The organism is Shewanella sp. SR1, from assembly GCF_020447145.1.
Taxonomy (GTDB): Bacteria; Pseudomonadota; Gammaproteobacteria; order Enterobacterales; family Shewanellaceae; genus Shewanella; species Shewanella baltica.
The window spans coordinates 180,969-204,721 of the sequence record NZ_JAJAEF010000006.1; the positions used below are offsets into that span (position 1 = coordinate 180,969).

General features: G+C 44.8%; 25 protein-coding genes and 4 tRNA genes. 9 read left to right on the top strand and 20 right to left on the bottom strand.

What is annotated here, in order from left to right; all coding sequences use genetic code 11:
• Positions 1 to 26 precede the first annotated feature (26 nt).
• Positions 27 to 1,877 carry a DUF885 family protein gene (locus KV201_RS07790; RefSeq protein ID WP_226058981.1) on the top strand — a complete coding sequence of 617 codons (1,851 nt, stop codon included), beginning with the start codon at positions 27 to 29 and terminating at the stop codon, positions 1,875 to 1,877.
• A gap of 662 nt (positions 1,878 to 2,539) precedes the next feature.
• On the opposite strand, the gene KV201_RS07795 is transcribed toward KV201_RS07790, so the two are convergent.
• The 5 genes from KV201_RS07795 to trmB all read right to left on the bottom strand — a co-directional run bounded on the left by KV201_RS07795 (position 2,540) and on the right by trmB (position 6,923).
• A complete protein-coding gene (locus KV201_RS07795; RefSeq protein WP_226058982.1) occupies positions 2,540 to 3,481 on the bottom strand; it encodes a LysR family transcriptional regulator in 942 nt (313 codons plus the stop codon).
• Between the two features lie 426 nt (positions 3,482 to 3,907).
• Entirely contained in the window at positions 3,908 to 4,729 is an 822-nt protein-coding gene (locus tag KV201_RS07800) for a YggN family protein (RefSeq protein ID WP_173497617.1), read from the bottom strand.
• A 183-nt stretch (positions 4,730 to 4,912) separates the two neighbouring features.
• Positions 4,913 to 5,827: a glutaminase B gene (gene glsB, locus KV201_RS07805; RefSeq protein WP_226058983.1), complete on the bottom strand. Its 915-nt coding sequence runs from the start codon at positions 5,825 to 5,827 to the stop codon at positions 4,913 to 4,915.
• The gene (locus KV201_RS07810; RefSeq protein ID WP_006082529.1) at positions 5,827 to 6,153 is read right to left on the bottom strand and encodes a YggL family protein; all 327 of its coding nucleotides are present in this window, start codon (positions 6,151 to 6,153) and stop codon (positions 5,827 to 5,829) included. Before KV201_RS07810 ends, glsB begins: the two co-directional genes overlap by 1 nt.
• A 53-nt stretch (positions 6,154 to 6,206) precedes the next feature.
• A complete protein-coding gene (trmB, locus tag KV201_RS07815) occupies positions 6,207 to 6,923 on the bottom strand; it encodes a tRNA (guanosine(46)-N7)-methyltransferase TrmB (protein WP_011847376.1) in 717 nt (238 codons plus the stop codon).
• 199 nt (positions 6,924 to 7,122) lie between these two features.
• Between trmB and mutY the strand changes: the two genes are divergently transcribed.
• Positions 7,123 to 8,214: an A/G-specific adenine glycosylase gene (mutY, locus tag KV201_RS07820; RefSeq protein ID WP_226058984.1), complete on the top strand. Its 1,092-nt coding sequence runs from the start codon at positions 7,123 to 7,125 to the stop codon at positions 8,212 to 8,214.
• A 2-nt stretch (positions 8,215 to 8,216) separates the two neighbouring features.
• Positions 8,217 to 8,495, top strand: coding sequence for an oxidative damage protection protein (locus KV201_RS07825; RefSeq protein WP_006082532.1), 279 nt, complete (start codon positions 8,217 to 8,219; stop codon positions 8,493 to 8,495).
• Between the two features lie 86 nt (positions 8,496 to 8,581).
• Here the strand turns inward: KV201_RS07825 and KV201_RS07830 are convergent, their stop codons facing one another.
• Both KV201_RS07830 and KV201_RS07835 read right to left on the bottom strand, forming a co-directional pair.
• On the bottom strand, positions 8,582 to 9,157 hold the full coding sequence (locus KV201_RS07830) for a YceI family protein (protein ID WP_011847378.1): 576 nt from the start codon (positions 9,155 to 9,157) through the stop codon (positions 8,582 to 8,584).
• A gap of 4 nt (positions 9,158 to 9,161) precedes the next feature.
• Entirely contained in the window at positions 9,162 to 9,713 is a 552-nt protein-coding gene (locus KV201_RS07835) for a cytochrome b (protein ID WP_226058985.1), read from the bottom strand.
• A gap of 389 nt (positions 9,714 to 10,102) precedes the next feature.
• On the opposite strand from KV201_RS07835, the gene KV201_RS07840 reads away from it, so the two are divergent.
• The 4 genes from KV201_RS07840 (at position 10,103) to KV201_RS07855 (ending at position 11,134) form a co-directional block, all read left to right on the top strand.
• Positions 10,103 to 10,178 (top strand) — tRNA-Phe (locus tag KV201_RS07840).
• A gap of 21 nt (positions 10,179 to 10,199) precedes the next feature.
• Positions 10,200 to 10,275, top strand: a tRNA-Thr gene (locus KV201_RS07845).
• A 700-nt stretch (positions 10,276 to 10,975) separates the two neighbouring features.
• Positions 10,976 to 11,051: transfer RNA gene (locus tag KV201_RS07850), tRNA-Phe, on the top strand.
• A gap of 7 nt (positions 11,052 to 11,058) precedes the next feature.
• Positions 11,059 to 11,134, top strand: a tRNA-Thr gene (locus KV201_RS07855).
• Positions 11,135 to 11,388: 254 nt separating this feature from the next.
• Here the strand turns inward: KV201_RS07855 and KV201_RS07860 are convergent.
• Complete coding sequence (locus KV201_RS07860) at positions 11,389 to 11,574, bottom strand: hypothetical protein (RefSeq protein WP_226058986.1); 186 nt, start codon at positions 11,572 to 11,574, stop codon at positions 11,389 to 11,391.
• A 153-nt stretch (positions 11,575 to 11,727) separates the two neighbouring features.
• Here KV201_RS07860 and KV201_RS07865 point away from each other — a divergent pair, with 153 nt between their 5' ends.
• The gene (locus tag KV201_RS07865) at positions 11,728 to 12,072 is read left to right on the top strand and encodes a DUF3634 family protein (protein WP_006082536.1); all 345 of its coding nucleotides are present in this window, start codon (positions 11,728 to 11,730) and stop codon (positions 12,070 to 12,072) included.
• Positions 12,073 to 12,166: 94 nt separating this feature from the next.
• Here the strand turns inward: KV201_RS07865 and KV201_RS07870 are convergent, their stop codons facing one another.
• The 12 genes from KV201_RS07870 to KV201_RS07925 all read right to left on the bottom strand — a co-directional run bounded on the left by KV201_RS07870 (position 12,167) and on the right by KV201_RS07925 (position 22,751).
• Positions 12,167 to 12,397: a hypothetical protein gene (locus tag KV201_RS07870; protein ID WP_006082537.1), complete on the bottom strand. Its 231-nt coding sequence runs from the start codon at positions 12,395 to 12,397 to the stop codon at positions 12,167 to 12,169.
• 300 nt (positions 12,398 to 12,697) lie between these two features.
• A complete protein-coding gene (locus KV201_RS07875; protein WP_107946882.1) occupies positions 12,698 to 13,243 on the bottom strand; it encodes a DUF3833 domain-containing protein in 546 nt (181 codons plus the stop codon).
• Positions 13,231 to 13,845: a chalcone isomerase family protein gene (locus KV201_RS07880; RefSeq protein WP_226058987.1), complete on the bottom strand. Its 615-nt coding sequence runs from the start codon at positions 13,843 to 13,845 to the stop codon at positions 13,231 to 13,233. Before KV201_RS07880 ends, KV201_RS07875 begins: the two co-directional genes overlap by 13 nt.
• Positions 13,846 to 13,930: 85 nt before the next feature.
• Positions 13,931 to 14,512 (bottom strand): DUF2878 domain-containing protein, encoded by a 582-nt coding sequence (locus KV201_RS07885; RefSeq protein ID WP_226058988.1) that lies wholly within the window; start codon positions 14,510 to 14,512, stop codon positions 13,931 to 13,933.
• A 111-nt stretch (positions 14,513 to 14,623) separates the two neighbouring features.
• Positions 14,624 to 15,880 carry a cyclopropane-fatty-acyl-phospholipid synthase family protein gene (locus tag KV201_RS07890; protein WP_226058989.1) on the bottom strand — a complete coding sequence of 419 codons (1,257 nt, stop codon included), beginning with the start codon at positions 15,878 to 15,880 and terminating at the stop codon, positions 14,624 to 14,626.
• A 1-nt stretch (position 15,881) separates the two neighbouring features.
• On the bottom strand, positions 15,882 to 16,706 hold the full coding sequence (locus tag KV201_RS07895) for a DUF1365 domain-containing protein (protein WP_226058990.1): 825 nt from the start codon (positions 16,704 to 16,706) through the stop codon (positions 15,882 to 15,884).
• Positions 16,703 to 17,953, bottom strand: a complete 1,251-nt coding sequence (locus KV201_RS07900; RefSeq protein WP_115334179.1) for an NAD(P)/FAD-dependent oxidoreductase — start codon at positions 17,951 to 17,953, stop codon at positions 16,703 to 16,705. Before KV201_RS07900 ends, KV201_RS07895 begins: the two co-directional genes overlap by 4 nt.
• Complete coding sequence (locus tag KV201_RS07905; protein ID WP_107402335.1) at positions 17,950 to 18,750, bottom strand: SDR family NAD(P)-dependent oxidoreductase; 801 nt, start codon at positions 18,748 to 18,750, stop codon at positions 17,950 to 17,952. The genes KV201_RS07900 and KV201_RS07905 overlap by 4 nt, the downstream gene beginning before the upstream one ends.
• Positions 18,750 to 19,196, bottom strand: coding sequence for a nuclear transport factor 2 family protein (locus KV201_RS07910; RefSeq protein ID WP_226058991.1), 447 nt, complete (start codon positions 19,194 to 19,196; stop codon positions 18,750 to 18,752). Before KV201_RS07910 ends, KV201_RS07905 begins: the two co-directional genes overlap by 1 nt.
• Before the next feature lie 23 nt (positions 19,197 to 19,219).
• Positions 19,220 to 20,722: a deoxyribodipyrimidine photo-lyase gene (phrB, locus tag KV201_RS07915; protein WP_226058992.1), complete on the bottom strand. Its 1,503-nt coding sequence runs from the start codon at positions 20,720 to 20,722 to the stop codon at positions 19,220 to 19,222.
• The gene (locus KV201_RS07920; RefSeq protein ID WP_226058993.1) at positions 20,709 to 21,737 is read right to left on the bottom strand and encodes a MerR family transcriptional regulator; all 1,029 of its coding nucleotides are present in this window, start codon (positions 21,735 to 21,737) and stop codon (positions 20,709 to 20,711) included. Before KV201_RS07920 ends, phrB begins: the two co-directional genes overlap by 14 nt.
• A 60-nt stretch (positions 21,738 to 21,797) precedes the next feature.
• Positions 21,798 to 22,751: a DUF523 and DUF1722 domain-containing protein gene (locus KV201_RS07925; RefSeq protein WP_006082548.1), complete on the bottom strand. Its 954-nt coding sequence runs from the start codon at positions 22,749 to 22,751 to the stop codon at positions 21,798 to 21,800.
• 301 nt (positions 22,752 to 23,052) lie between these two features.
• Between KV201_RS07925 and KV201_RS07930 the strand changes: the two genes are divergently transcribed.
• Positions 23,053 to 23,559 carry a hypothetical protein gene (locus KV201_RS07930; protein WP_226058994.1) on the top strand — a complete coding sequence of 169 codons (507 nt, stop codon included), beginning with the start codon at positions 23,053 to 23,055 and terminating at the stop codon, positions 23,557 to 23,559.
• Positions 23,560 to 23,753 lie beyond the last annotated feature (194 nt).

Below are 23,753 nucleotides of genomic sequence, written 5' to 3' on the forward strand. Positions count from 1 at the left end.
TGCAACTCAATCCAGGAAGCCTGATCATGCCAATAAAAACTAAAATCAGCTTAGTCGCACTGACCCTTTCAGCTCTGCTGACCATTCCCGCGTATGCTGCATCAACTTCGCCAGCCTTACACAGTGCAACCGAACCTGTGAATGCAGTGGTGCAAACCGAGTCAGACAAAGCCAATGCGTTGTTCGAAACCATCTTCATGGAAAACATCATGGCGAGCCCCATTTCGCAAACCTATATGGGGATCAAGCAAGACTATGATAAATGGGATGAACTGGGTGATGCCGCCGATGATAAAGCCCTAGCGCGCACGAAAAAACAACTGGCGCAGGTCAATCTGATTGATGCGGCCAAACTCGATCCACAAACAAACCTCAGCCTCACCTTACTCAAACAAAATCTGCAAAATGACATCGAAGATGACCAATGGCGCTACCATAATTATCCTGTGAATCAGATGTATGGCGGCCACTCTATGATCGCCTCCTTCTTGATTAACCAACATCAAATCACAGATGTCAGCGATGCCAAGGCCTATATCAGCCGCTTAAATGGCGTGCCCAAACGTTTAAGTCAATTACAGACAGTGTTAGAAGTCCGCGCAGATAAAGGCATTATTGCGCCTAAGTTTGTATTCGCTTATGTGATTTCAGACAGCCAAAACATCATCAAAGGTGCGCCTTTTAATAAGGGCGACGATAGCGCGCTACTCGCAGATTTTCGCCGTAAAGTGAACGCATTAGCGATTAAAGAAACGGAAAAGCAAGCACTGCTTAAACAGGCTGAGCATGCACTAGTAACTCAAGTCGAGCCCGCCTATAACAAGCTCATCAGTTACATCAAAACCTTAGCAACCAGAGCTGACGACCGCGATGGTGCGTGGAAACTCCCTAACGGCGATGCCTTCTACAACAATGCTTTGGCCCGCACTACCACCACAAATATGACCGCTGATCAAATCCATGACTTAGGCCTTTCTGAGGTGGAACGTATCCATAATGAAATGCGCGCCATTATGAAGAAGGTCAATTTTAAAGGCGATTTACAGCAATTCTTTAGCTTCATGCGTGACGATCCCCAGTTCTACTACCCCAATACTGCCGCAGGCAAAGCCGCCTATTTAGCTGAGGCGACTAAGCTCATCGACAATATGAAATCGCGCTTAGATGAAGTGTTCAAAGTAAAACCTAAGGCCGCCATGATAGTGAAACAGGTTGAAGCCTTTAGAGACAAATCCGCGGGTAAAGCCTTCTATGAGCAACCTGCGCCGGATGGCTCGCGTCCAGGTAGCTACTATGCAAACCTATATGACATGAAAGCCATGCCGAAATACCAAATGGAGGCGCTGGCCTACCACGAAGGTATTCCGGGTCATCACATGCAGATCGCCATTTCCCAAGAGCTGCAAAATATTCCTAAGTTCCGCAAATTTGGTGGCTATACCGCGTATATTGAGGGCTGGGGTTTATATAGCGAATCTTTCCCGAAAGAAATGGGACTCTACGCCGATCCCTATTCTGACTTTGGTCGTCTAGCAATGGAACTGTGGCGTGCATGTCGCTTAGTCGTTGATACTGGTATCCACGCTAAAAAGTGGACCCGAGAGCAAGGCATTGCCTATTACGTGGATAATACGCCCAATGCTAAATCGGATGCGGTGAAAATGGTTGAACGCCATATCGTTATGCCATCACAAGCGACAGCCTATAAAGTGGGCATGATTAAGCTGCTGGAACTCAGACATAAAGCAGAGCAACAGCTTGGCAGTCAATTTGATATCCGCGACTTCCATACGCTAGTACTTGCTAACGGCGCATTACCGCTGGATGTGTTAGAGCAACAAGTCGATCTCTGGATAGCCAGCAAGAAAAAGGCCTAATACCCTAATGTTTTAATGCCTTAATGCCTAGCCGTGAAGCATTGTTAACCTGCTTCACGACTAAAGCGACATAGATAGCTACGCCCAATAAAAAAGCCACTCGAAAGTGGCTTTTTTATTGGTACCATTATCCCGTTAGATAACAGAACCCTTCTCTCTGTGGGTCACTATATTTGTTGTATTAATTTATGCTCTAGCACTCGCCTTCACACACTTAACACACAGTTGCGACTTTAGGGTACAGGGAGACAAAACGCTTGCCCAAGGCTGCACAAACCATCAATAAAAAATTACCTCAGCGATAAGGCTGAGGTAAACCAAAAACTAGGATGATGGTTTAAAGAGCCAACATTGTTTTAGTTCTCAAACTTCTGTTGGCTGTGATCCAAAACTGCATTAACGCCGACCTGTATACAAAAATTGAAAGGGGTCATTTCCAATAAACGTATAGGACTCAGATCATTCCGAATCAACTGTTACCATTGTATTCAATTAAGAACAGAGTTCAAGGATGTTATAAAAAAGTGCTTTAGAACACCCTAAAAAACCATCAACAAATGTACTCATCAACTCAATCTAAAGTATTGATTTTAAATAACCATAAAAGTGCGCCTTCAATTTAAAACCACATAAGACTGCTTTTGAGAACAATGTTTCCTATTTTACTGACGTTTACTGAATAATTCGACATAGGGAGCATCCCAATACGGTAGCGTTCCTATGTGATCTTTGATGAATTCGATAAAAGAACTGACCTTAGGTGCTAAGTGCTTACGACGGGGATAAACCGCCTGCAATGGCAGATGGTGGGTCAATTGCCAATCCTTCAGTAAAGGCACTAATGTCCCTTTGGCAATTTCATCTTCCATCAGATAACTCGCAAGATACACAACCCCAAGACCACTGATTGCAGCAGATTTTAATGCAGGCGCATTATCCACCCTGAAATTACCCGATACGCCAATTTCACAGTAGTCATCACCCTTCTTAAATTGCCACATGCTGTGCTCGTGCCACTCGCCTTGATAGACCAAACAGTTGTGGTCAACTAGCTGCTCAGGTCGAGTTGGCTCGCCATGTTGAGCAATATAGCCAGGCGAAGCAACTAACAGGAATTGACACTTCATCAGAGGTCTAGCAACCATGCCAAGCGGTAATTGCTCAGACATAGTTAACAGTAAGTCTAAGCCTTCGCTCACGACATCCACTTTATGGTCCAGTAAGCTCACTTGTAGCTCAAGCTCAGGATGTTTTGCCATAAAAGATGGCAACGCAGGAATGATATGCATCACTCCAAAGGATTGGGAAATCCCCACCTTAAGCACGCCGCGGGTCGCATCATTTAAGTTATGCACGCTGGCTATCGCTTGTTCAGCGTCACGCAGCAGTTCTTCACCTTGCAGATACAGCAAATGCCCTGCTTCAGTCAGACTTAAGCTGCGGGTGGTACGTTGAATTAATTGAACACCAAGTCTATGTTCAAGATCGGCGACTTGTGTACTGACCTTAGACTTAGAGATCCCAAGCCTTCTTGCGGCGGCACTAAAACTACCTGCTCTGGCCACATGAGTAAAAATCGCAATAGGTTCTAACAGTTCTAACATGGAAGTCGCCTTAAGCTGTTTACGACAATGATATTAACTTTCGGTGAGCAGCTATGGTTAGCGTAATCATCGCTTAAAAATAACCATAGCATTGATATCTCGCATCAAAATGATATAACGCAGAGATTTAGACCGAAAAAGTCCACTAAAGTAGGGGGTTATATCTGACTGATATGCCAGCTTTTAATTATATTTTAAGAGTATACCAAATATTCGTCTCTAGACTGTAACATTCCGAACTAAATCGCTGCAAGCCTAGCCTATAAGCCACATCAACTTAGCCATAACGATTGTCACCACGATTAAACCGTAGCCAATAAAAAAGCCCCTAGTCGATAAATTGACTAGGGGCGTAGCATTCAAGTTTGACTCATGCACAAGGAGATAGAAGTTATTGCAGTTAAAACTAAGGGCGATTCGCAAGAACTATTCACGCAGTTCCTTGGTTGAGTTTTGTGTCAACACATAAGGTGCTAGTTCAGGCACTTCTTGGCGCAATTGATTTTCAAGCACTAACAGATTTTCAAATCGGTCGCACAAACGGTCAGCCTTAGCTTCTAATCCCTTAGATTGGCTCTCAACTTGTTGCTCAATATCTTGGCCTAAATTGTCCATTTTTTTGGAGAAGGTATCCATCTTGGCTTCAAAATTTTCACCGCCACCAGACATGATTTGGCCACCTAAGTTCATCATAATTGCGCCAATTGAATTCTGGACAATTTGTTCCATTTCCTGCTCGAATTCATCGTTAAATGTACTTTGCATCGAGTCTTCAGTCGCCCCTAAATAGAAGCTATCACCATTCTTGTAAGCCACTGAATCAACCCGTTTTTGAACGCCAGCCATCATTTCATCAAATTTTGCACCAGCGGCATCACCCATTAAAGGTGTTAAGGCCATACCAACCGCTTTGGAAGCAAGAGATACTGCCTCATTCACCAGTTCAATCACTTCTGGCACTTGAGTCGAAACTTCATCGGCATATTGAGTAACCAATTTTTTCTGCTTGTCGGTTAAGTTAACTTGCTTACCTTCCACAAATAACTTGTCAACTTCGATACGATACTTTTCTGTGCCCTTCTCGCTCATGACTAATTTTTTAGGCTCAACCATAACGTCATAATTTAAGGAAACTTCACAGCGTTCATCTATTTTTGGCTCTGTTTGTGCTTGCGCCAGCTGCACACTAGATGTTCCTAAAATCACGCCAGATAATGCAAATCCAGTTAATAACTTATTTAATTTCATTTTTGTTCGTCCTTTAATCTGAATAATTCGATAAACCTAAACTACTGAATAGCTTATAGCAGGAGACGTGCCAACTTTATAACAATTTGATTGTGTTGAATTTTTTAAAGTTAGCACTAAAAGGTCATTAGCGAAATTCGCTAACATTTAGTCTGATAGTGCTAATAAAAACGAGAGATAAGACTAGAAAATAGAACGACCGAGACGCTGACTTAGATGCTCAAGCATCGCAGTGCCCGCAAGTGAGTTGCCATTGCCATCGAGTTCTGGCGACCAAACACAAATCGACAGTTCCCCTGGAATAACGGCAATGATGCCGCCACCGACGCCACTTTTACCAGGCATACCAACACGATAGGCAAACTCACCCGCACCATCGTATAGGCCCGAGGTCGCCAACAGGGCATTAAGCTGCCGAGTTTGCACCTGAGAGATAAGCTCAGACCCCGTTATGCTTTTGCCGCGATTAGCCAAGTACAACATGGCCTTAGACAAGTCAGCACAATTCATCTTCAAGGCGCAATAATGAAAATACGTGCGCAGCACAGTATCGACATCGCCTTGAAAATTACCAAAGGACTTCATCAAATAAGCAATCGCCGCATTGCGCGCACTGTGCTGATATTCTGAGTCGGCCACTTGTTTGTCGAAACTAACCTTATCGTTTTGGCTTAGTTGCCTGACTAACTCGAGCATTCTGTGTTTAGGCGCACCTAAACGACTCTGCAATAAGTCAGCAATCACTAACGCGCCAGCATTGATAAATGGATTACGCGGCTTGCCACGTTCTAACTCGACTTGTACTAAAGAGTTGAATGAATGGCCCGAAGGTTCTTTGCCAACTCGGCTCCAAATTTCGGCTTCTTCATATAAAGTTAACGCTAAGGTTAAGCTGAAAACTTTGGAGATACTTTGAATCGAAAACGGCTCAAGGTAATCGCCCGCACCTAAGGTTTCACCATCAACGGTTGTGACGGCAATGCCTATTTTGCCAGCATCAACGCTGGCCAGTGCGGGGATGTAATCTGCAACCTTTCCTTGGCCGAGCAAGGGTCGAACTTTCTCGACCACTTCCTCAAGTAATGCCAACTCGGGCATTAACCCCACCAAATGTCGTACAGTTCGCTAACTTCAACCTGAGAAACTTTTTGGTTCGCCCAGAATGCCTTAACTGCAGCAATATCTTCTTCGGTACATTTGCCGATCGTTTGGGTTGCGATAATGCCTTCCCATTCGATGTGACCGCCGCCATGGAAACCTAACTTACGGGTTTCGATCACTTCATCGATGAATTTATCCACTGTTGCATCGATATCGGCTTCTGATACAGATGCATCAAAAGTCCAAGCCATATCAAAACCTAACTCTTGGAATTCATCAACGCGCATTTTCTTACGTAAACGACGGCTACGATTAGTTGCCATAGTGACTTTCCCCGTTGTGTTAAAAAACTAATTAATCAATTGAAATATCTAGATTAAGCGATACGCTCAAACATCAGATCCCATACACCGTGACCCAATCTATGGCCGCGGGCTTCAAACTTTGTCAGTGGGCGATGATCAGGACGTGGCACCACAGTGCCGTCACTCGACTGGTTTTGATAACCAGGAGCCGCTTGCATCACTTCCAACATGTGCTCGCTGTATTCTTCCCAATCGGTTGCCATATGGAACACGCCGCCAATTTTTAGCTTGCGGCGGATCAGTTCAGCAAATTCAGCTTGTACGATACGACGCTTATGATGACGTTTCTTATGCCAAGGATCGGGGAAAAACAATTGCACTCGGGCCAATGAACCGTCGGCAATCGCATGTTCTAATACTTCCATGGCATCATGGTGATACACACGTAAATTAGTCACACCCGCGATGGCGGCATCGCTTAAGCAAGAACCGACACCCGGTTTATGCACTTCAATACCAATAAAATTTTGCTCTGGTGCGTCTTTAGCCATTTGCACTAAAGAGGCGCCCATGCCAAAGCCAATTTCCAGCACAGTATCGGCTTCACGGCCAAAAACGTCGCTCAGAACCAATGGCGTTGGGCTGTAATCTAAGCCCATTGTTGGCCACTGGCTTTCAATAGCTTGGGCTTGGCCTTTAGTTAAGCGACCTTCTCTTAGGACAAAGCTTCTGATCTTACGCAGATACTTGCCTTCTTCATTAAATTCAGCGGTAGTGACTTCGCTCATTTTTGCCTCGTCTAGTGGACAGCACCATCATAAAAGAAGGGCATTATCCAAAGTTCAACATACAGTGCAAGCACTAATGGGGCGAAAGTATACCAAGATTATTTGAGAGTGCGAATTTAGCAGTGATTTTCGGCTTTTTAGCCCTTATCCACTTGTCTTTGAGCTTGTCTAAGAAGATAACTGCCGCTACACTGCGCCGATGAAATCTACAGCCTCCTTCGCTACACGTATCGTCTCTTGGTACGACAATCACGGTCGTAAAACCCTCCCTTGGCAGCAAGATAAAACCCCATATAGCGTATGGGTTTCTGAAATCATGCTGCAACAAACTCAGGTTGCGACTGTAATTCCCTATTACCTTAAATTTATGGCGCGTTTCCCCGATGTGTTAGCACTTGCTAACGCGCCAGATGATGAGGTGTTGCATCATTGGACTGGTCTTGGGTATTACGCTAGAGCGCGTAATCTACATAAAGCAGCCAAGATGATCCGCGACGATTATCAGGGATTATTTCCAACGGATTTTGAGCAAGTACTTGCGCTGCCTGGCATTGGTCGCTCAACAGCAGGCGCGGTATTGTCACTGTCACTTGGGCAGCATCACCCAATCCTCGACGGTAACGTCAAACGCGTGTTAGCAAGACACGGCGCTATAGCAGGTTGGCCGGGGCAAAAAACGGTCGAAGCGCAGCTTTGGCAGCTAACTGACACGTATACGCCGCAGCAAGATATTCAGAAATATAATCAAGCCATGATGGATATCGGCGCCAGTATTTGCACTCGTAGCAAACCTAACTGCGCCGCTTGCCCTGTGGCGATTGATTGCAAAGCTCAGCTGATTGGCAGACAAACCGATTTCCCCGGCAAGAAGCCTAAAAAAACCATACCGACCAAAGCGGCGTGGATGTTAGTGCTAATGCAAGACAATCAAGTGTTTTTAGCTAAACGTCCGCCAGCGGGAATTTGGGGCGGACTTTGGTGTTTCCCTGAGTTTGCCACCCAAGCCGCCCTTGAAACTCATCTTGAAGAGCAAGGGTTTGCTGGGCAACCACTCGAATGGCTAACTGGCTTTAGGCACACGTTTAGCCACTTCCATTTAGATATTCAGCCCATGATGCTTAATTTAGATAACACCCACGGCAATAAAGAGAGCGTGGGCGCTGTCATGGAACAAAACCAGTCACTCTGGTATAACATAAGTCATCCTTCCAAAGTGGGACTCGCCGCCGCCACCGAGCGCGTGCTAGCCAATTTGGGATCACTCGTTCAATCCGCAGTCAGTAAGGAATAATCATGGCGCGTACAGTCAATTGCGTATATTTAAATAAAGAAGCCGACGGCCTAGACTTTCAACTGTATCCAGGTGATTTAGGTAAGCGCATTTTTGATAACATCAGCAAAGAAGCTTGGGGCCTATGGCAAAAAAAGCAAACCATGCTGATTAACGAAAAGAAACTCAACATGATGAATGTTGATGATCGTAAGTTTCTTGAAGAACAAATGACCTCTTTCCTCTTTGAAGGTAAAGAAGTAGAAATTGAAGGTTTTGTGCCTGAAAAAGACCAAGATTAATTTTTGTCGTTCACTTAACGATAAAGCTTACAAAAAGCGCCTTTCGGCGCTTTTTGTTTATTCATCTCGTGAAGAATAACTGAGCGTTACTTACGCACGCCTTCAACCACAAGATCTAACTCAACATGGCTTGATGCTGGGCCTAAATCCATTTTGATACCGAAATCTTTCATCGCAAACGTGGTTGTGCCCGTAAAACCTGCACGGTAGCCACCCCAAGGATCTTGACCTTCGCCCACTGCATGGGCATTGATCGCTAATGGCTTAGTGACACCATTTAAGGTTAAGTTGCCGTTAATCACTAAGTCGCCATTACCTTTATCTTCAACTGTGGTTGAGGTAAACGTCGCTTGCGCAAACTTACTCGTGTTTAGGAAATCGGCGCTACGAATATGCTTGTCACGCTCGGCGTGGTTTGAATCCACACTAAGCGTATTTACTTTCACATTCACTTTAGCCGCAGTGGGTTTAGCCGCGTCATAGCTAAAGTCACCGCTAAAATCATTAAAGCGACCAACGACATAGCTATAACCTAAGTGACTCACTTTGAAAGTAATAGAGGCATGTGCTCCTTCACGGTCAATGACATAGTCCGCCGCTGAAGCCGCCATCGGAGCCAATAGAGATGCACCAATCAGTGCGCTTAACAGTTGCTTTTTCATTGTATTATCCTCGATTAAATTTAATCATTTTGAGTAAAGTTGCGTCTTTATCGATAAAGTGATGCTTTAACGCACCTGCAGCGTGGATTACCACGAGTGCGATTAAGCTATAAGCTGCGTATTGGTGGATATCGCCTGCTATATCAGCTTGGTTTTCAAAAAAAGGTCCAAATCCTGGTAGTTCAAACCAGTCAAACACCATAATTCCACGGCCTTCTGCCGTTGAAATAAGAATGCCGGCACACATGATCACCAGCAGCAATACATAAATAGCTAAATGCGCAATATGAGCAGCCAGCCTCTCCCAAGGCTTATGATTCGCCTCTGGTACGGGTTTAGGATTCACTAAGCGCCACAACAGACGGAATAACGTCACTGCCAAGAGTAAAATCCCGACGCTCTTATGTAGATGTGGCGCTGTCTTGTACCACGCGCTGTAGTAGGTTAACTCCACCATCCACACACCTACCGTAAACAACCCAATGACGACGATCGCACTCAGCCAATGAGTCACAATTGCGGTTATCCCATAAGCCAACTTACTATTTCGAAACATACTGCGACTCCGTATTCGCGTTTTCTTCATGCCATCCATGAAATAATATTCATTATCATAAGTCTAATTTTAAAAACTAAAATAAGTAAAAATCGCTCATATCTTTCTAAATTTTAGAAAGTAAGCCGAAAATTAGGATTTATGAGCACAAATCTATAGTAAACATCAGCATCCCCCTGACTTGAAAAATACAGTCAACGAATGAAATTGACCTGAATTCACAGAATAAGAGATAAAAAACAGCCAAGATGCACATTAAACCGCCGAACGAGTTATTTATTGGGAAAAAGCACTTGCAGAGGTGAAACTCACTAGCTAATATAGCCGCACTTCGAACGAGATGGCTCAGCTAGCGAGTTCAAAGTAGTTAACTAACGCTCAGTTTAGTTGCCCGAATAGCTCAGTCGGTAGAGCAGAGGATTGAAAATCCTCGTGTCCCTGGTTCGATTCCGGGTTCGGGCACCATTATTTTGCAGTAAAAGTTTAGCCGGCATAGCTCAGTTGGTAGAGCAACTGACTTGTAATCAGTAGGTCCCGAGTTCGACTCTTGGTGCCGGCACCATATAAACAACGAAGCCACTCAATGAGTGGCTTTTTTGTATTTGAAATTTAAATAATTTGAGCAACTGCAAAGCCTTTGGTCACCGCAACTGACTTACTCTCGATAAACCAGTAGGTCCTGAACTCGACTCTTGGTGCCGGCACCATATAAACAACGAAGCCACTCAATGAGTAGATTTTTTGTATCTGAAAATTGAATGATTCAAACAACAAAGCCTGTGGTCAATCGCAACTGACTTACTCTCGATAATACCAGTAGGTCCTGAACTCGACTTTTGGTCGTTCAATTCATGCCAGTTCAAAATCATAGTTGCAGACAAACTTATAAACCAAAATCTGCTGTCGACAAAAGTACCGTAACACTCACTAAACTTCGCCATCAGACGATATTCCCCTCCCCTTCGCATACATAAAATGCCTTAAGCGTTAATTTTCTTTCTTAAAACACAGATTAAACGAGCACTGAAGTTAACCTTATCAGTCTAAAGGCAAGGCTATCATCACTAAAATGCTGAAACTTTCAGCGACTCAATATGAGTAAAGTGGAAGAATCAAATAAATGTTCGATTTTTGTTTAATAGTTAATCAGTCATTTAAAAAGGGCTTGCACAGCCAAAGCGAGCACTATATTATACGCGCACTTCGAACGAACAAGGTCTTTACGACTTAGTTTGAAGTAGTTAACTAACGCTTAGTTAGTTGCCCGAATAGCTCAGTCGGTAGAGCAGAGGATTGAAAATCCTCGTGTCCCTGGTTCGATTCCGGGTTCGGGCACCACAATTTAGCCGGCATAGCTCAGTTGGTAGAGCAACTGACTTGTAATCAGTAGGTCCCGAGTTCGACTCTTGGTGCCGGCACCATATAAACAACGAAGCCACTCAATGAGTGGCTTTTTTGTATCTGAAATTTGAATTAGTTCAAAGCAAAGTGCAACTGACTTACATCAACACCAGCAGTTTGTGTTGCTTGCCCTAAAAAACTCACTATCGAACCCCGCCTTACTCAAGTACTCGATAAATTGCGTAAACAGAGCATCAATACTCTCCATATAAAAAAGCCACTCATTGAGTGACTTTGGGCTCTTATACAAACTATCAGATCAAGCAGCTCGCGCTTATTTAATTAGCTCGAGTGGAATAGGCCTATCACCGGCTTGAACTTGATGTTGAACATGGCGCCACCCTTGAGTGAGCTCACTAAGATGTGCTTTTCTCTCGGGGAATTGCGCAGAAAGTTTTTCGATAACATCGATTTGCTTCTTACACAATAATGACCAACGATCTGCATTTGATAAGTACATGGCGTTTTCCTTAACTGAGGGGTTACTTTTCCTTAGCCTGTTAAGTCTAGGCGGGAATGATTTTATTGCCAATTCAAAATTGCGTGTTAGCGCACTGTTAAAACAAGTCACTCAGGAGTATCTTTGACCTATAAACATAAGATAGGAGGCGTTATGACAGCCGATATTTTCAAACTCATTTTTGTCGCTATTGGTATATTTCTCGTTTACAAACTGATATTTGGTGGCAAGAAAGGTCTGACTATTTTTGAAATGCATTTTAAAGATGGCCGCATGACTCAACATAAAGGCAAGATCCCCGAGCGCTTCGAGCGGGAATGCCGCCACATTGCTAAAGCAGAAAAACTGACGTGTACTGTTAGGGCTGAAAAATCTGGAGATGTACGCTTACATATTTCTGCCAACGTGAGTGACAATGTGAAGCAAAGGATCCGTAATCTGTTTCCGTTTGAATATTATGACAAAAAATCGATAGATAACAGTCGCCAAGCAGGCTAGTTCTTCACCTTTCCCCTAGCAAACTCAATACTTAATCCTCAATGCTTTTTGAGGTTTAGTATTGAGACTGCAGCGAGTCCCTAACCCACTCTTCTTATTTAAACTTAACCGGATACCTAGGTTTTAAAAAATCGGATTCTAAACGACCATCTTCCCTCGCATCTCGAATACGACGTTCATTATCTTGCACCATAGGATCGCTGGCAGGTTGATAGGGATCGGCTTTTGTCTCAGCTTGTTCCTCAAACATAACATCAAAGGATGAACAAGCCGTTAACGACAAACTCAGCAAGGCACCCCATAGAACTAAGTGTTTTTTAATCATTTATCTATACCAACTTAAACTCGGAATAATTAAAATAATAAACAATGAGTTACACCACATGACTCTTATATTTATCACTTTATGCCGCTAGCAAAAAATGCCTAGCTGCCACTTTGGTTTGAGCTGAATACTTTAGTGCAGACAAAAGGTAATTATTAGTCAAGCTATACTGTTTAACTCAAGTTAAATCTCAATCAAAATTTAGGCCTTAATGAACATGTAAGCCTTAATAGACCTAGTGAATCCAAGACAAGCTGAGATAAATGTAATTAAGCTTAGCTAAGCAAAAATTAGCTCATGTTATTTTTGGATCACTAAAGTCACTTGGGCGACTGTGATGCCAAACTTAATAATATCGCTCTGATTTATAATGGTATTGTCATTCACTAAGAACATCCAATCGTCGAAATGAACTTGGTATTCATCGCCATCCACGGGTAATAACATATCGTATTTCCAACGTAGCGCACTACCACTGGATTGACCATCGGCGGTGCCGATAATGTCACCTGCAGTTCCAGAGTATCGCCCTTCCCCTAGCGCTTTAATGCGCCACACACGAGTTTGAGTTTCGCCATCATCATAAACAAACCATTCATTAATGACGCCCTCGTTTCCCTGCCAACTGGCTTCCATAGTGACATTGAATTTGCGGATCACTTTGCCACTAAAATCATGCACTATCCCAGACGCTTTTAATGGCCCATTAAAGAATGATTCCAACACCAGTGTAGGATGAGTATCTTTATAATCCGTCACTTCCACCGATGAGCAACTCGATAGCAGACCTATCATTATTAGGCCTAACAATAACTTTTGACCGATAAGTCGTGTTAACAATCGCATGGTTTTTCTCCGAGTAATTGCGCCCGTAAACTCGGACGGCTAGTGTCTTTCGATAACCAAATCGCTAAAAATGCATCAGCAAAATTAGCATCGTGGATAATGTCGAGTGGTTGATGATTAAAGAAAAACTGACTCGTTTGCCCATCCATAACCTTAAAACTTAAATGGTCGCCCTGCTTCACATCGGGCCAAGTGGCGGTTAATAAACTCAACCAACGCTGGATATCATTTTCGGCAAACGCTAGATGCTGCCATTGATCCTTGGTCGCTTCTAACAGATCTTCAGACTCTATATCTCGATAATATTCAATATCTAGTAGTAGAGGATATTGCCCCTGTTGATAACGGCCATTTACCGTCATCAGTCTCGCCTTATACAAACTAAACCACAGCCAATCCATTTCTCCGCGCCCTACTTCCTGAAAAGTCTGCGTCACATCGGCGGCATCATTCAGCTCGATAGTAATGTTTTCAAAATCTGGCGTTTTCGCCTCTAATGCTTTTAGAGGTGCGGTCAATAAACTGAGCGCCAATAAACTTAAGCAGCTTGAATTCAAAAATGAAAAACCAAGATTTGAGCTGCGATTACGAACTGACGACATAGGATCCCCTTTGACTGCATGATGTCTTACAACAGGTATTGACTAAAAAATGACTTAACCGGACTCAATTCCTAGATTTCAATAATTAACGTCCAAATACAGTAAAAGAGCGAGCCTTAGTGCTTCGATTAAATCCATAGGGATTAGCAAGTTGGATTAAAAATGGCAGCAAGACTAGCCAAACAAAAAATAACACCACAGCAGAAATGACATTGCCGTAGGGCAAAGTCACCGCATTAAACTGCGCGCCCGCGACATAGCTTAACGTGCCAAATATTCCTCCGAGTAACGCCTGAAATATCAGCGGTAAGGGTCGCATAAACGCTAAGCTATGATTCAAACTCAAGCCAAAGTGCAGCCATAAACAGCCAAGCCACCAAGGGAAGACAGCAAACTCGAACAGTCCTAAAACCGACAGCACAGCGTCAATGCCAATCCCTAGGGCGGCAACCTTGAGCATTAATCGTAAATCCGCCTGACGATACTGGCGCTTACCAGACGAGGACAACAGGATAAAGTGAAGCAATAATAAAGGTATAGTTAGCAGCAGTGACAAGTTAAGCCAAAGCACACTCGACCACCACACAGCCTGAAAACTCAGGGCGTTATAGAGAATAAAACCCTGATGTTTAGGCAGATGCCGAGAGTTAGCTAACATTGACTTCATCTTTACCTCACTTTTATCTTGCTACAACTACAGCGACAATTTCATTTAAACGGATGCACCTAAACGAACTACTCTCAACGGCTAATCTAACCGGATTGCCGCAGGAACAGCCTAGCTAGGCTGACCATTGCCTAGAACGCGATAGTCCGGACGTACGGCAACTAAATGCACTGTGCTTGTGGTGCGTTCTAAAAATCCACCTTCACAATAGCTTAGGTAGAATTTCCACATGCGGATAAAGTCTTCGCCATAACCTAATGTTTGGATTTCACCCACGGCATGATCGAAATTCTCATGCCAATGCCTCAGCGTTTTAGCGTAATCGAGCCCCATATCATTGAGCGACCAGACCACCATGTCCGTCTGTTTGGCAATATGACCGACCATTTGACTGACAGAAGGTAAACAGCCACCGGGGAAAATATAGCGCTGAATAAAATCCACACTTTTGCGATAACTGTCGTAACGTTGATCGGCAATCGTTATCGCCTGAAGCAGCATACGCCCATGGGGCTTTAACAGTGATTCCAGCTTTTTAAAGAAACCCGGTAAATATTCATGCCCTACCGCTTCAATCATTTCGATAGAAACAACCCTGTCGTATTCCCCCGTCAGATTGCGATAATCCTCGGTCAGCAGTGTCACTTTATCGCTCAGGCCTTCGCTTTCAACGCGCGCTTTGGCATAGGCGTATTGCGCATCTGAAATCGTCGTCGTTGTCACGTGCACGCCATAGTACTTGGCCGCATAAATAGCCAGTGCGCCCCAGCCAGTACCAATCTCAAGCAAGGTTTGACCGGGCTGTAAATCGAGTCGTTCGCAGATAGTCATCAGCTTAAACAGCTGTGCTTCCTGCAAACTGGCTTCCTCATGGGGATAAAGCGCACTCGAGTACAACATTTCACGGTCGAGGAACTGCTCGTACATGGCATTACCCAAATCGTAGTGGGCCAGAATGTTGCGCTTCGAGCCCTCCTGCGAGTTACGATTCAGCACATGCTTCACGCGGTTTATCGTGCCGGTTAACCAAGAAAATTTGGCTTCAATCTTATCGAGCAAGGCTAAATTGCGGGCAAACAGTTGCACGACTTTGGTGAGATCTGGGCTTGTCCAATGGCCTTGAATATAACCTTCTCCCGCACCAATGGAGCCTGAAAGCATTATTTGACGATAAAAACTGGGGTGTTTAACCACAAGCGTGGCATGTAAATCGGTATGACTCTCACCAAAACGATAGCTCTTGTCACCTTCAACTAAGGTCAAGCAACCGTGGGGCAGACTTTCCAGCGCCTTGAGCAAGACTTTACGCGCAATACTGTCGGGCAGTTTCCCTGTGGCGACTGAGGTTTGCGAAGCAGTATTTTCCATGTTATTTCTCCATCTGAGCTGGATGCGGCACAAAGGGCACACGTTTGAAAAAGAGTTTCAGCGCTTGCCAATAAATCCCGAAGAAGATCTTGAGAGTCATAAAAGGAAAGCGAAATAAAAGCGTCCGTAAATTGGCCGCCGTGATCGGTTGGCGTTTCATCATTAGATTGGCATTAAACAGTTTTTTACCATTCTCTTGCATCGACTTGTTTTCAATACCAATATTTAAGTCTTCACTCGGCGCAGCCACATGCCATAGATAACGCATATCGAGGGTCATAAAGGGGGAAACATGAAACACTTTGTCAGAAGGTTTGGGCGCGGCTACATCCACTAAATAGCAATGACGTTGATCCCAAGGCGTGTTACTCACCTCGGCCAACATGTACAAAGGCGTTTGATCTTGATAACAAAAGTAGAAATTTACTGGGCTAAAATACACGCCAAAATGGCGGATCTGACCCACAAACAGAACTCGGTCGCACAGCTTATCTGCACCTAACTCGGCCACTTGCGCCAGCACTCGACTCTTAAGTGCCGCGGCGCTCGGATCGGCAACTGCCACTTCACCGCTGTTATTGGATTTGGTCGTAAAAGAAGTTAAATAGTCTTTCGGATTAAATCTCAGTAAAGCGCGGCGCTGACTGGCAAAAACTCGCCCCATGGCACTGATCTTGTCGACTTCATCTAAGTCAATCGCCAGCAGCGCCATTGCATAACTAAAGCTATGTTTAATCGGCGTAAAACGGCTGTGGGATACAGTGCCGTAATAAATGCCGCTATTGAGCTCTGTCATATTTAAGCTTGTCACATTTACATCGGTCATAGGCTGACACCAAAATGGGCGCACACATCCAGTGCACTGCGAACGCCATCTTCATGGAAACCATTGTGCCAATAGGCTCCAGCAAAATGGGTATGATTTTGGCCGGATATTTCCTCACGGCGGCCCTGCGCCTTAAGGCTGGCTTCGTTAAACACTGGGTGGGCATAATTGAAGCGGCGTATCACTTTCGCCTCATCAATCAACTCTGACTGATTCAAAGTGACACAAAACGTCGGCGCATTGGCTGGTAACTGTTGCAGTATGTTCATGTTGTAAGTTACTGACGCAGGGCGTTTTAGATTGCCATCTAACCTATAGTTCCAACTCGCCCAGGCCGCTTTTCGCTTAGGCAGGATACGCGTATCCATGTGCAGCACCACATCGTTATTCTGGTAGCTGAGATCGCCTAAAATGGCGCGTTCTGTTGGCGTGGGATCGTTTAACATCCGCAGTGCTTGGTCGCTATGACAGGCTAAAATCACCTCATCGAATTCCAACCATTCACCGTGGACCTGCAACTTCACCCCATTGCCATGACGTTCAATACCTGTCACAGGAGAGTTAAGGCGAATATTGTCTTTAAAGGGCGCAATAAGATCAGGAATATAGCTACGCGAGCCGCCCTTTAGCACATACCACTGGGGCCTATCACTGACATTTAATAAACCGTGGTGCTGGAAGAAGCGAATAAAAAACTTCAACGAAAACGCACGCATATCTTCTATGCTCGAAGACCAAATTGCCGCGCCCATGGGCAAAATATAGTGCTCGGCAAAAAAGCGCGAAAAGTTTTCACTGTCTAAATAATCACCTAAGTTGCCTTCAGGGTAAATATCCTGTTGATAGAGTGCCTTACAGCCTTTATTGAAGCGTAGAATTTCTTTTAAAAAGGCCCAAAAGCGCGGATTCAGCAGGTTACGCTTTTGGGCAAACAAACTCCCTAAATTGTGGCCGTTATATTCAAGCCCTGTCAGCGCATTATGGACGCTGAAACTCATCTCAGTCGGTAATATGGTCACGTTAAGGCGAGCCAATAAACGCTCAAATCGTGGATAGGTTCTGTCATTAAACACGATAAAACCTGTGTCTATAGCGTAGGTTTGGCCTTGGTGCTCCACATCGACTGTCGCCGTGTGGCCGCCGATATAGTCATTGGCCTCAAACACTGTGACCTTGTGCGACTCGCTTAATAGATGTCCGCAGGTTAATCCAGAAATGCCGGTGCCGACGATGGCGATATTTTTCATAAACTCTTGTCCTTAAGCGGCTTGGCTTGAGTATCGTTTGCAATCATTTTTTGCCACACAAAGGCAGGTAAAAACGACATCAATTTCAATAGATAAGTAAAGCGTCGCGGAAAATGGATCTCGCGCTTGCCACCTTTAAGCCCATTGCGGATTGCCTTAGAAGCGGTTTGCACACTCACTTGCATTGGCATTGAAAAATCATTTTTTGCGGTCAGTGGCGTCGCCACAAAACCAGGGCAAATCAAGCTCACACCTATGTCATTCTTGGCAAGATCAAGCGAGAGACTCGAGGCGAGATACTGCACGCCAGCTTTAGAAGCGCCGTAGGCTTCAGCGCGAGGGAAAGGTAAATAAATAGCGCTGGAACTCATTAAGCCAATACGTGAGCCCCTTGGCATTAAAGGTAAAAATGCACCGAGACAATATCCCATCGCAATTAAATTGGTATGGACGACGCGCTCGAATAACATATCATCGAAGGCCTTAGCATCGTCTATATACTCACAACTGCCCGCGTTCAAAACCACCAAATCGAGCTGACAATCGGTTTTCGCCAACAGCTCTGCTAAATCTTGGCCAGCTTGTTGAACTTGGTCGCGCTGGGATATATCAAAAATTAACAGCGTGGCACCTACGAGTTCATTCAAGGCTAACGCATCTAATCTTTCTTGGGAGCGGCCACAGGCAATGACGTGCCAACCTAAGGCTAAATAATCCTGCGCAAGTTGCAGCCCAATTCCTGAGCTTGCACCTGTAATCAGCACGGTATTAATTTTCAATGGTTTAACAGCGCTCATTATTTTGCCGCCCTGTCTTTGAGCAAGCGGATAAGCCCGCCCATGCAAGGCAAATGCTCGTACAACATTTGCCCTAAGTCGAAATAATCCCTGTGAAAATAAATCTTGTCGTTGAATTTAAGTTGGCTCATGCCATCAACACGGATAAGTCCGCCTTTATTCAACTTAGGGTGGCTATATTCCATCTGCCAAAACAGCGCGGCTTGATTCGCATCCTGCTGTACTTCTTTGATCTCAAACTGAATATGCTTAACATTCTTATATAACTTCGCGAAGTACTGAGTTAACGACTCTAGCCCTTTGATTTGATGCATAGGATCGGTAAAGCTAATACTGTCGTCGTAAACTTGACCCAACAGGTGCAAGTTATCTTTATTCAAGGCTTGATAAAGCTGAATAAAATCATCAACAAGCGTATTAGTCTCAGTCGTCGCTTGGTTTGTCATCTGGTTATTGCTCCTGATCCTATTTATTGGGCCGCGGCCTTTTTCAATACGCCTAGTACGGTTAACGCCCTCGCTCTTGCTGCACTGTGCTCGACAATCGCACTCGGATAAGCCGTTTTAGTGTTAAATAACGGCTGTTCAAACAAGGACGGTGTCTGCGCTGTACTGGGTTGATGTAATTGCTTAATTCCCCAAGATGCGAGCTCTGGTAAGTACTTACGGATGAAGCTGCCATCTGGATCAAACTTTTCACTCTGGCTCATAGGATTAAAAATGCGGAAATAAGGCTGGGCATCGCAGCCACAACCGGCGGACCACTGCCAGCCGCCATTATTTGCAGCCAAGTCACCATCGATGAGCTTTTGGCGGAAATAACGCTCGCCCCAACGCCAATCAATCAGTAGATGTTTAGTTAGGAAACTCGCCACCACCATACGCAAACGGTTGTGCATCCAACCCGTTTGATTGAGTTGGCGCATAGCCGCATCGACAATCGGATAGCCAGTACGACCTTCACACCAAGCGGCAAACTCCTGTGGATTGTTTCGCCACTGCACATGGTCGGCTTGTCGATTGAAATTATGATTCTTAGATAAGTCAGGAAATGCCACCAGCAAATGACGATAAAACTCACGCCAGGTAAGCTCATTTAACCAAGTACGAGCTGGGCTAGTATCGTCGACAATCACCTCGGGGAAGTCATGCAGCAACGCGGCAACGCATTGTCTTGGGCTAACGACGCCAATGGCTAAATAGGGTGAAATTGAACTGGTACCATCGATGCCAGGGAAATCCCTATCTTGCTTATAATCCTGCACTTTCTGCTGAATAAATGCAGAAAGTATACGCTTTGCCTGCCCTTCTCCCGCAGCCCAAAGTTCACTCGATACTTTAGTCACATTGTTAAACAAATGCGGCTTTGGCTCGGTCAACACAGGTCCAAGCGGCGCCGGAACTGGAAGCGGCAAAATGGCATGACGGGCGGCAATTTCTCGCCACTTACGGCTAAAAGGCGTGAAAACCTTATACATGTCGCCGGACAAGTTCAGCACTGTGCCCGGCTTAAGCAAACAATGCTCTTCGCTTAGCACCAGAGGAATACCAGCCTGAATACAGGCTTGGTCACGCTGTTGCTCGTTAATCTCAGGCTCACTGCCTGCAAACACGCGGCTAATACCTTGCTGCTGGCAGTAATCACTGATAAACGCTGGCACATCGGCAAAGGTATCTAACTGAATTAATTCGAATGTAATCCCCAAACTCGCCAACCCTTGGGCAAGCAGATTGATGTGACGTTCGATAAAATCTAACTGAATGGGCGCCACATCATGACGTTGCCACTGGGTTGGCGTAGCGATATAAATGGCCTTAAGTGCCACGCCATTCTCCCGCGCCCAATCACAGGCTGCACTTAGCGCCTGATTATCGGCAAGGCGTAAATCTTGGCGAAACCACATGAGTGCATTATTGCCCTGCACTTTTTTTGACATTGAATCTACTGGCATTAAATCGTTAACTGATGTCATTGTTTTCTCCACTATTGCCCTGCTCGCTTTGACTCATGCCAATACTTTTCCCTTTGCCTTTGTTACTTCTGTTGACCTTACCCACAGAGCGAGACGGTATTTGTCCAATCAAGTCTGTCATCGAAGGCGCCCAGAAAGCCGATAAGGAAGTCAACGTCGGTACAAAGGGGCCAACAAATCGACATGGGAAGCTCATTTGTGCCAATACAGTGAGCATTTCAGTCTGCTCAGAACCCGAATGATTTGGATCGGGAATAAGCAAAAGCGCATCGACGTTAAGCCTGCCCTGCAGCAGCGGTAAACTGCCTATGGCCTGCTCGCCAAGGTCGATTACCGATACTCGAAGCGATGCTAACTCAAGCAATAGCAACAAAGAAAACAAGCTTTTAGTGCGAGTAGAGCTAGGCGGCGTGGCAGCGCCGCGGGATAACTGCACCACAGCCATTCGCGCCGCAATGGCCTGTCCGGTAAAGGCATAACGCCCACCAACTCGGCTGAGTAATTCGCTTTTTAACCAAGCGAGAATTAACTCGGCATCGAGCCGCTCATCCGCTAAGTCATCGAGTTGATTAAGCCAAGGTTGCAGTAACTTTTCTTTCACTAATTGAAACGGATATAAGCCAAATGCATCGTCTAATATCTGCTGCAATTTATGCTGATTGAAGTCGAACAATGCCGCATTCAGCGCAGTAATTTGCTCGCCCCACAGATCGACAACTTGGGATTCAATCATTTCACTTGATAATTTGGCGGCACTCATCAGCAAAGGTTTAACTTTGCTGATCGCAACACCTTTAGCTAACCATGTATTAATCTCGTGGATTTCTTGGATATTTTTACTCGTATATAATCTGTGTCCCTTGGGCGTGCGCGCAGGGATCACTAAACCAAAACGGCGCTGCCATGCCCTTAAGGTCACAGCATTCACGCCGGTTAAGGCCGACACTTCACCAATGGGGAGTAATACTCCATCATTGGGCTCATCGTTGGTTATGGACTGGGTATCTTGTTTCATATATCAGTAATAACTCACTAAATTCTAAGCTAAAAACCACTCAGTACAACAAAGCCAATGCTAGTAGGCATAGCGCAGCTTCAACGCCTCTGGATGGGGATTCAAATACACTTGCTCTTCAATGTAAGGCGTTGGGAATTCCCGCAGATAATGATTTATGAGCGTGATAGGCACTAACAGAGGCAATAAACCTTCGCGATATTTCATAATCGCTTCAGACAGTTCTGTCTTTTGCTCTTTGCTCAAATGCTTTTTAAAGTAGCCCTGAATATGCTGCAGCGTACTGGTATGATTTTTACGGGTCGCATTGATTTTCAGCGCCGTCATAAAGCCTTCAAAGTAGCGGGTTGCGCTTTGTTCAAGATCCTCAATATTGGCCACTATCGGCCCAAGCTCGCGATACCATGTAGGGCTATGCGCCATTAACAGGTATTTATAGCGGGAATGAAACTTCACTAACTTATGCTTAGTCAGCCCTTCATGCTTCATCAGATGCCAATCGTGATAGGCATAAACGCGGGTGAAAAAGTTCTCCCGTAGCACCATGTCATGCAAACGGCCTTCTTCTTCCACGGGCAATAGTGGATAACGTTCCATCAACTTGCGGGCGAACACACCAATCCCCGACTTAGAGCCATTGTTAGTGCCAATTTTGTACTCAGTCACCCGCTCCATGCCGCAGGTTGGCGACTTAGCGCAAAGCAAGTATCCGCCGAGGAAATCGAGCTCTTCAACCTTGTTTTCGCTGTATTCATTGAGCTTATCGGTCACATCTAAGCTACCGTCACCGCTCTGCACTAAGATGGTTTCACCATCACGGACTAAACGGATACTTTTACGAGGTGCACCTAGGCCAATCGCCATTTCTGGACAGATAGGCACATAATCGAAAAATTGCTTAATCTCTTGATTACAATAGGTAGAATTTTTATGTCCGCCATCAAAACGAACCTTCTCCCCTAATAAGCAAGCACTGATCCCAATCTGAATTCGCTGCGGGTTAAACTTGTACATAAGTCGACTCCTTGTATCACTATGTCTTTAATTACGGACCATAGTTGTACAAGGATCAAGTTTTTGTATAAATATTTTTTAAAAGTCTCGTTCAAGCGTGACTTCTGATAAATCAATCACGAATGAACCATACATAAACCCCACATAAGCCTGAGTTGGCCTCTAACTTGCTTAATAAAATACCGAGCATCATTAGATTGAGTTGAACGCCCAGTAGCACCATTTAACCGCACAGCATTAAAGCCAAAGGTGACCAAGGGACTCAATCGCAACCACTGGGCCATACCAAAAGGAATCGGACATGAGCACTATCAACTCCAACAGCTATACCAATCCCTATGCTAATTTGGCACTCTCGCAACTCAAATCGAGCCAGAGTAGCCAAGCCAATGCTCCCACTTCGATGGCGGCATCGGGTCCCGCAGTAAGCCAAGATACTGTAACCCTCTCCTCATCTGCGCCTGTAGCGACAGCCGATACCTATAGCCATCTCGCACCTAACGCCAAACAAGGCTATACGGGTAATGTGCAAGCCATTGCTGGCACCCCTGAGTCAGATAAAAGCACCGACAAATTGGCTGAAGCCATGCAGACGATCCTCGATAAGCGTACAGGTATCGATAGGGAAAAACTGAAGCAGCTAGAAGCTGAAATGGAAAAAATTGCCAACGATGAAAGCCTGTCTGAAGAAGAAAAAGCTAAGCAACTAGAGTTACTGCAAGCGCAAAAAATGGATCTGATAAAGGAGTCTTCAGAGAAAAATGAACAGAGGCAGCGCAGTGTCGATCCCGAGGTGTATTACAGCTAACCAAGCAATGGAATGCCTAGGCGTTAGGCGGAATGAGGTGTATTGAGTATTGAGTATTGAGTATTGAGAGAAGTGTAAGCGGGTGTGGAAGATAGACTGATGACGTGGCGAGTGATTCATTCGGTAAGAAATCAGCCTAAGCATTTGAACTTAGGCTGATCTTTAATATTTTTTAGCTCACTCTTTTGCTAAAA

Excerpts from the sequence above, each read along its gene's own strand:
- KV201_RS07810 (WP_006082529.1), bottom strand. The coding sequence starts at position 6,153 with ATGGCAACTAATCGTAGCCGTCGTTTACGTAAGAAAATGCGCGTTGAT.
- KV201_RS07890 (WP_226058989.1), bottom strand. The coding sequence starts at position 15,880 with ATGGAAAATACTGCTTCGCAAACCTCAGTCGCCACAGGGAAACTGCCC.
- KV201_RS07895 (WP_226058990.1), bottom strand. The coding sequence starts at position 16,706 with ATGACCGATGTAAATGTGACAAGCTTAAATATGACAGAGCTCAATAGC.
- mutY (WP_226058984.1), top strand. The coding sequence starts at position 7,123 with ATGAAATCTACAGCCTCCTTCGCTACACGTATCGTCTCTTGGTACGAC.
- KV201_RS07835 (WP_226058985.1), bottom strand. The coding sequence starts at position 9,713 with ATGTTTCGAAATAGTAAGTTGGCTTATGGGATAACCGCAATTGTGACT.
- KV201_RS07925 (WP_006082548.1), bottom strand. The coding sequence starts at position 22,751 with ATGTACAAGTTTAACCCGCAGCGAATTCAGATTGGGATCAGTGCTTGC.
- KV201_RS07875 (WP_107946882.1), bottom strand. The coding sequence starts at position 13,243 with ATGCGATTGTTAACACGACTTATCGGTCAAAAGTTATTGTTAGGCCTA.
- KV201_RS07870 (WP_006082537.1), bottom strand. The coding sequence starts at position 12,397 with ATGATTAAAAAACACTTAGTTCTATGGGGTGCCTTGCTGAGTTTGTCG.
- KV201_RS07830 (WP_011847378.1), bottom strand. The coding sequence starts at position 9,157 with ATGAAAAAGCAACTGTTAAGCGCACTGATTGGTGCATCTCTATTGGCT.
- KV201_RS07800 (WP_173497617.1), bottom strand. The coding sequence starts at position 4,729 with ATGAAATTAAATAAGTTATTAACTGGATTTGCATTATCTGGCGTGATT.
- KV201_RS07905 (WP_107402335.1), bottom strand. The coding sequence starts at position 18,750 with ATGAGCGCTGTTAAACCATTGAAAATTAATACCGTGCTGATTACAGGT.
- KV201_RS07910 (WP_226058991.1), bottom strand. The coding sequence starts at position 19,196 with ATGACAAACCAAGCGACGACTGAGACTAATACGCTTGTTGATGATTTT.
- trmB (WP_011847376.1), bottom strand. The coding sequence starts at position 6,923 with ATGAGCGAAGTCACTACCGCTGAATTTAATGAAGAAGGCAAGTATCTG.
- KV201_RS07795 (WP_226058982.1), bottom strand. The coding sequence starts at position 3,481 with ATGTTAGAACTGTTAGAACCTATTGCGATTTTTACTCATGTGGCCAGA.
- KV201_RS07920 (WP_226058993.1), bottom strand. The coding sequence starts at position 21,737 with ATGAAACAAGATACCCAGTCCATAACCAACGATGAGCCCAATGATGGA.
- KV201_RS07900 (WP_115334179.1), bottom strand. The coding sequence starts at position 17,953 with ATGAAAAATATCGCCATCGTCGGCACCGGCATTTCTGGATTAACCTGC.
- KV201_RS07865 (WP_006082536.1), top strand. The coding sequence starts at position 11,728 with ATGACAGCCGATATTTTCAAACTCATTTTTGTCGCTATTGGTATATTT.
- KV201_RS07860 (WP_226058986.1), bottom strand. The coding sequence starts at position 11,574 with ATGTACTTATCAAATGCAGATCGTTGGTCATTATTGTGTAAGAAGCAA.
- KV201_RS07930 (WP_226058994.1), top strand. The coding sequence starts at position 23,053 with ATGAGCACTATCAACTCCAACAGCTATACCAATCCCTATGCTAATTTG.
- KV201_RS07880 (WP_226058987.1), bottom strand. The coding sequence starts at position 13,845 with ATGTCGTCAGTTCGTAATCGCAGCTCAAATCTTGGTTTTTCATTTTTG.
- phrB (WP_226058992.1), bottom strand. The coding sequence starts at position 20,722 with ATGACATCAGTTAACGATTTAATGCCAGTAGATTCAATGTCAAAAAAA.
- KV201_RS07825 (WP_006082532.1), top strand. The coding sequence starts at position 8,217 with ATGGCGCGTACAGTCAATTGCGTATATTTAAATAAAGAAGCCGACGGC.
- KV201_RS07885 (WP_226058988.1), bottom strand. The coding sequence starts at position 14,512 with ATGAAGTCAATGTTAGCTAACTCTCGGCATCTGCCTAAACATCAGGGT.
- KV201_RS07790 (WP_226058981.1), top strand. The coding sequence starts at position 27 with ATGCCAATAAAAACTAAAATCAGCTTAGTCGCACTGACCCTTTCAGCT.
- glsB (WP_226058983.1), bottom strand. The coding sequence starts at position 5,827 with ATGCCCGAGTTGGCATTACTTGAGGAAGTGGTCGAGAAAGTTCGACCC.